We start from the raw sequence: 6,481 nt of genomic DNA, 5'->3' as shown, positions 1-6,481 counted from the left end.
GGGCTTTTTTCTTTGCTCAAAAACTTCTTTTTATCAAAAGGAGAAGTGAAGAACAGGTACGACAAAGGCCGCATGCGTCGGGAGTTTTGGGCGGCACAAGATGCACTGAATTCCGTTTTGTTTAAATGGGATTCTTACGACGATGAAGACTTGGAGACTGATCCTGAAAAGGTAAGGGCAGCCCTGCAAGATTTTGTGGAAATCACACAAGAGATTTTGCTTACTGATGACTTGGCTGGAATCCAAACTGATCCACCTGAAGAAATCATAAAAGCTGGCCGAAAGTTTTCAGCTGCTAACTTAACTGAATTGAAAAATGCAAGAGCCGCTATCGACAATCTGTTGAGTCAAACGGAAGAGAAGGAGGAGGACGAAGAAGTGAACAAAGAAGATCTGCAAAAGATGCTAGATGACACAATTGCACCGGTTGTAAAGCGACTGGATGACCTTGAGAAGGGAGAAGGCTAAGGTCAGCCTGATCCCCAAGAAAAACAAATTGATGAAGAGGTCGCAAAAGAAATGGCCGTAGCTGTAGAAAAGGCACTGGCTCCAGTTGTTGAAAGAGTCGAAGCGCTTGAAAAAGCACGTCCGCAAGGTAATGGAGTAGGAGATCAACAACAAGACGTACAAAAATCTGAAGCGTTATGGGACGGCTTGCTTTAAGCCGAGGAAAAAGGAGGAACTAGAGTGAGAAATCAAGAGGTACTTAACCAAGCGGAAGTGACGCTGGCTACTTTAAAGACAGGTGGTCTCATGAATCCGACCCAATCAAGCACGTCAAAGAAGTCATTTAACTTACCATCTGGCATCATTAAAGTGACCAAGCCTTTGACCAAAGGGCGCTGGAGTAAAAGCATTATTGACGGCTACTATAGTCCAAAGACAGAAAATGCGGTCAAACGATTCCAGCTAACCTCATTTGAACGGCCTCTTCTTTTACACTAATCGGATAACTAACTCTTTTTCCCATACAAAAACACCTCCAAATTGTTCTCAGGTATGCTATACCCGGTTTTCAATTTAATGGTGTTTTTATTTGTCTCACTTTATGGGGTCAGTCCATTTAATATTGTGTTGTTATGAGAGCGGTTCATTCAAGATAAAAAATATTATAAAAACAAAATACAAATTAAATTTTTTATTATTTGTCTCACTTTATGGGGTCAGTCCCTTTAATATTGTGTTGTTATGAGAGCGGTTCATTCAAGATAAAAAAGACTTTGCTATAGATGGCGATTCTGCAAATATGTGAGTATTTAAAACATCAGATGGAAGTATTCACTGACCATTTCCACAGAATTGTTGCAATCATTTTTGTTATGGAGAAGATTAAAACTTTAAGCCTCAAGGCCTTTTAAATAACCATCAAGGTAACAAGACATTGTATTCATCACATCTGTTTTAAAATCTCGTTTAAAGTCTTGCATAGCATGATTTTCAATAATGGTTATGACTTCATCTGGTAAGGTTGCAGTGAGCTTGCAGCCAATGACAATTGCTGCCTCAGCTTGAAAGATATCCATTACCTGCTCCTCACTGATCACTTGATTTTCACAAAGCAAGTCGGTCATTTCCGTTAACTTTTGAAATAACTTCAGTTTTAATTGAAGCATCGTGTTAGAGTCAACGTTTCTTTCTAACACAGAAGTGCGAATAGCTTCTAATCTAATATACATAGGATTTTGATCTATTATTTCTTCCAATTCTTTCAGAAAAAGATGTTTGATATCCTGAAGGTTTTTGATCTTTGTTTCTGAAATAATCTCAATGAATCGATCCAGCCTTTTTACATATTCTCGACATAATAGTTGAAAAAAAAGGGCTTCTTTCGTTTTGAAATAAACAAACAATATGCCTTTAGATAGCTTTGCTTCTTTGGCGATATCAGACATTTTAATTTGGTTATATTCATGTTTTTCAAAAAGCTCCGCTGCTTTATCTAAAATCGATTGCGCTCTTAGAGCCTTTGCTTCATGTGTCATCGCTCTTTTCATTATTTTTCAACCTCCATTTCAAAGGGTTGTTTTGATTTGGAGTCAGACAAAGAGGTGTATAAGGAATCATGTGATTAGCTGAACCTTTTAATGATCTTATCAAACATACGATCACCAAGAAGATTCTTCATAAATACCATAGGTTTGGCACCAAACCCAACCAAATAACGCGTTTTGGGTTTCGTTACAGTGACAGCTTTCACAATTGTATTTGCAATGACCTCTGGTTTTGTTAAATTACTTCCTGAATACGTTTTTACCATGTTATCTGCTGATTTGTTGGCAGCTTCTTTATAAGCTCCTTTTGCAGAAGCTGCTCTAAGTTTTTCTGCTGCAATGACTCCCCAGTCGGTTGCAATTCCGCCAGGTTCCACCACAATGACATCAATACCAAATGGTTCAACTTCTAATCGTAAGCAATCAGAAAAACCTTCTACTGCAAATTTTGTAGCGTGATACCACCCGCCAAATGATGTCCACACTTTACCACCCATAGAAGAAATATTGACGATCTTTCCATAGTTGTTTTTTCTCATACTAGGCAGAACAAGCTGTGTCATTCTGGCAAGGCCAAACAGGTTTACTTCTACTTGTCTTCGAGCTTCTTCCATAGATACATCTTCAACCGCACCATATGAGCCGTAGCCCGCATTATTGACAAGCACGTCGATTCTTCCTTCTTTGTCCAAAATCTCACGTACACAGTTTACCATAGACTCTTCATCAGTGACATCAAGAGAAATGATGCTAATTCCTTGAGAAGTCAAGTCTTCCATCATTTCTTTTCGCCGAGCAGCACCATAAACAATGAATCCTTTCTTATTTAATTCAATTGCTGTGGACTTTCCAATACCTGCTGATGCACCTGTGATAAGAGCAACTTTTTTACTCATTTGTTATTCCTCCTTGTTTTTTGACCAGAGGTCATTTGTTGATGACTTACGGTCAATTATAAATGACCCGTAGTCAACTGTAAAGGAGAATGATTCATATGTTTTATCATTTATTTGAATTTTGATTAAATGGTTTTCTTTATGAAGTGTGGACAATACATGTCGTATTGTCTTTGTGGAGGTGTTTGAACGACTGAAAAGAAGTTGGCTTATGTTGATAATAAATTAGAAAAAGCTGAATTTTATTATTAATTAGCCGCTCCATTTTATGATTTGAAAATCACTTTCTTATTTTTAAATATCATGCTCAAAAGGCTTTGGTAGCACTAGGTGCACTTTTCTGTATAAATAGTTTCATTCAGGATCTCCAAACAGTCGAATCAAAAGACATCTCTGATGGATTATTGGTTAAAAAATAATAAAGTGGATTAAAGTGTCAGGCTCCTTATGGTATTCTAGTAAAAGAATATTCCATAAAAGGAGTCTTTTTTATATGAAAATATTAGATGCTCCATCTTTACTAACAGCTGTAGAAAAAAGGTCAAAAGCCTATCATGACCTTCAAGAAGAAATGAAACATGTGAAAAAAGCACTAAAAAGTGTGTCGGGATTAGGTGATGAATTTACTGGAAAAGGTGCAGATAATATTAAGGCTTTTTATGAGGATCTTGCGCTTTACACGGACACTTATCTTGATTTTATCGAGATGCAAAAAGCTTTTTTAGATGGGGTGAAAGGAAAGCTTGATGACAAATCATTAGGCGGGAGTACTTTTATTGATGAGCACTTTTTAGACACTCAATTGAAACAAGGGATTCAGAACAATAAAGATATGGTCAAAGAACAAAAAGAAGCCCTGTCCACTATTTTTGATGATATCAGTGATTTGATTGAATTACACATATTTTCAAGTAAAGAGGTCAATGAACATTTAGATGATGCGAACAAAAAAAGAAAAGAGACTATTGAAGCATTACATAAAATAGACCATGATTTGAAAACAGAATACGCAAAGTCAGAAGCGGTTGAGAATCACCTCAACACTTTTTATGCAAAGATGATGGCTGCTACAGGAAAAGGAAAGAACGCCCAGCCAATGTATTATGATGCCAAAACATTTCATAAGACAGATGTGTACAAAAACCATGATCAAATTGATGCACAGGTGAAAGCATATTTAAAGGTGAAAAAAGAAGAAAAAGAAAAACGAAGAATCAAAGAACTGAAAGAAAAGCTCAATGATCCTTCGTGTATATCAGAAGCGAAATACTTTGAGATTGTAGATGAGATAGGCTATGAGAATCTCACATATGATCAAAAAATGTATTACAGCCAGCTTCTCCAAATCAAAGCACAGGAAGAAGCATCAGAGGTATTCGTTGATAGTGTAAAAGGTGCAGCGGTTGGTCTATACGATGTGACAAAAGATACAGTGACCGGAATATATGATCTTGTCACTGATCCTGGTGGGGCTTTTGAATCAGTTTTGACAGCTGTTTCTCATCCAATTGAAACATCGAAAGCGATTGGGAAATCTATTTCTGATTCATTCCAAAAAGAGGTCATTGAAGGTGATGCGTATTCTCGGTCACACTGGTTTGCCTATGCAACTGGTTCTCTAGCAGAAATTGTGTTTGGTTCTAAAGGGGCAGGCGCCATTACAAAAACGGGGACATCCGCAGCCAAAACAACAGTGAAGAAAGGCCTTGAACAAGGGGCAAAATCAATCGATAATGTCACCATTCCGAATCTATTGCCATATTCACCAAAGTTTCAAATAGCAGGTGGAGGGAAACTCCCTTATAACGTTTTTGATGGAGAAAACTTAAAAAATAAACTCCTCTCCATGGCAAAGCGTCTAGACAACAACTCAGGATACGGTATCTCTAAGACAGGCAGACGCTTACCAGCACCAAAATCACCACCAACCGTTGTTAGTTACGGAGATCACTATGTGAGATGGAAACGTAAGAAAGTATTAAAACCGAATGTCGTTTATTCAACAAAGCAAGGCTACACCTACACAACCGATCACTACGGGCGTATTGTCAAAGTCGAAGCAAGTGATTTAAAATACGGAGAGGTCAAAAGAAACCAATATGCTCAATCTAATTCAGGCAAGCCGGATCGATTATCAAAAGATGATGGAGGGCATTTAATTGCATCTATTTTTAAAGGGTCTGGGGATATTGATAATCTTGTACCAATGAGTTCACAAATTAATCGAAGTGGTGGGAAATGGTATGAGATGGAGCAAAGATGGTTGAAAGCATTGAGGGCTGATCCACCTAAACATGTAGAAGTTAGCATTGAAACTATTTATAAAGATGATTCCTTAAGACCAGATAGTTTCGTAATCGAATATAATATTGGAAAACGATCCTATCTTGAAAAAATTAAGAATCAACCTGGAGGCTAAAGATAATGGAAGGGTTAGAATTGAATTATAAAAAAATAGCAGAAGCAATTAATGAAATGATTCCATGTGATTGGGATAAAGTTTGGATGTATGCAGAAATATTGGATGATTCAGCAGGAATTACCTTTTATTTTACTGAACCTAATAATGAAGAACGAGTTTATGGACACGATATTCCAAAACGATATAGTGTAAGTAACAATACATATAAACATTTATTTGTCGAGCTCAGTGAAGTTTTTGAAGAGTTGAAAAAGGAATATATAAAAAATGGTCTAGGTGCTTGGACAACAGCTACTCTTGAGTTGGAGAAATCGGGTAAATTCTCAACTGATTTTGGATACGAAGATGTTTATTCTTTAGGTATTGACAATGTACAAAGAATAGCCGTTTGGGAATACGAAACGTTCGGATTTCTACCTGAAGATGAGGAAGATAAAGAAGCTGTGCTGAATTTTATTAAGAACAAAGAAGAGAACAATTAATACAATTCCCCTCCTTAATTCGGAGGGTTTTTATATGCCAATATTTACATCGAACAAAAGTTCTTAGAAATCATCGGTAAAGAACATTCGTTCTGATGCTATTTAATCATTCAAGAAGGAGTGATTAAATGAGACAGAGATACGATTAAATGGACAGCGATGATGTTACCTGAGCATGTAGCACGACTTAATCCAATTATAGATGAACAACAAGCAGAAGAGTTTGAGGCAGCAATTGCTTACGCAATGAGTGTTAATAAGCCATTAATTTTTTCAATTTATGAGTCAGGAGTTGTCAATCAACTTAAAGGTTTCACACAATACATCAACTACGAAAAGAAAATGCTACATATAAAGGAATTGTCAGATGATATTCACTTTGTTTTATTAGATGACATAGTGGGTGTTTCTTATGATTGATTACACTAAGTTTCCACGTCACAAAATATTGTGTGTAGACATGAAATCCTTTTATGCTTCCATTTCAGCAGTAATGATGGGGGTAGATCATCTTGAGTGTTATTTTGCTGTTGTAGGGAACACAAAGGAGCTAGAATATCAGACAAGCATGTGCATGAACACTATGCAAAAAGGCGCCACAAGGCGTGGCAAACCTCTTCAAAGGCGGAAAAGCCGTCTACAAAACCACCCAAGCCACATCAGCCGCAGTCAGAGCAGTCGACATTTACA

At 37.1% G+C, this 6,481-nt stretch carries 7 protein-coding genes and 2 pseudogenes; 7 read left to right on the top strand and 2 right to left on the bottom strand.

All coding sequences use genetic code 11. From position 1 onward, the window contains the following. The 3 genes and pseudogenes from BA1_RS19200 to BA1_RS19740 form a co-directional block, all read left to right on the top strand. Positions 1 to 468 (top strand): annotated as a pseudogene (locus BA1_RS19200) (XkdF-like putative serine protease domain-containing protein); the annotation flags it as partial. A gap of 51 nt (positions 469 to 519) precedes the next feature. Next, positions 520 to 663 (top strand): hypothetical protein, encoded by a 144-nt coding sequence (locus BA1_RS19135; protein WP_155887886.1) that lies wholly within the window; start codon positions 520 to 522, stop codon positions 661 to 663. A gap of 24 nt (positions 664 to 687) precedes the next feature. Then, positions 688 to 945 (top strand): peptidoglycan-binding domain-containing protein, encoded by a 258-nt coding sequence (locus BA1_RS19740; RefSeq protein ID WP_008362007.1) that lies wholly within the window; start codon positions 688 to 690, stop codon positions 943 to 945. Between the two features lie 392 nt (positions 946 to 1,337). Here the strand turns inward: BA1_RS19740 and BA1_RS17790 are convergent, their stop codons facing one another. Then, positions 1,338 to 1,994 (bottom strand): TetR/AcrR family transcriptional regulator, encoded by a 657-nt coding sequence (locus BA1_RS17790; RefSeq protein WP_008362005.1) that lies wholly within the window; start codon positions 1,992 to 1,994, stop codon positions 1,338 to 1,340. 74 nt (positions 1,995 to 2,068) lie between these two features. Next, positions 2,069 to 2,887 carry an oxidoreductase gene (locus BA1_RS17785; protein WP_008362003.1) on the bottom strand — a complete coding sequence of 273 codons (819 nt, stop codon included), beginning with the start codon at positions 2,885 to 2,887 and terminating at the stop codon, positions 2,069 to 2,071. Positions 2,888 to 3,380: 493 nt separating this feature from the next. Between BA1_RS17785 and BA1_RS17780 the strand changes: the two genes are divergently transcribed. The 4 genes and pseudogenes from BA1_RS17780 to BA1_RS18930 form a co-directional block, all read left to right on the top strand. Then, complete coding sequence (locus tag BA1_RS17780) at positions 3,381 to 5,306, top strand: T7SS effector LXG polymorphic toxin (protein ID WP_008362001.1); 1,926 nt, start codon at positions 3,381 to 3,383, stop codon at positions 5,304 to 5,306. A 5-nt stretch (positions 5,307 to 5,311) separates the two neighbouring features. After that, entirely contained in the window at positions 5,312 to 5,791 is a 480-nt protein-coding gene (locus BA1_RS17775; RefSeq protein WP_008362000.1) for a TIGR01741 family protein, read from the top strand. Between the two features lie 162 nt (positions 5,792 to 5,953). Beyond that, positions 5,954 to 6,211: a YolD-like family protein gene (locus BA1_RS17770; protein ID WP_008361998.1), complete on the top strand. Its 258-nt coding sequence runs from the start codon at positions 5,954 to 5,956 to the stop codon at positions 6,209 to 6,211. Further along, positions 6,204 to 6,335: pseudogene (locus tag BA1_RS18930) on the top strand (UV damage repair protein UvrX); the annotation flags it as partial. The gene BA1_RS17770 and the pseudogene BA1_RS18930, both read left to right, overlap by 8 nt. Between the last annotated feature and the right edge of the window lie 146 nt (positions 6,336 to 6,481).

The organism is Bacillus xiamenensis (assembly GCF_000300535.1).
In the GTDB taxonomy this organism is placed as follows: domain Bacteria; phylum Bacillota; class Bacilli; order Bacillales; family Bacillaceae; genus Bacillus; species Bacillus xiamenensis.
This window is presented reverse-complemented; position numbering and strand designations above follow the sequence as displayed.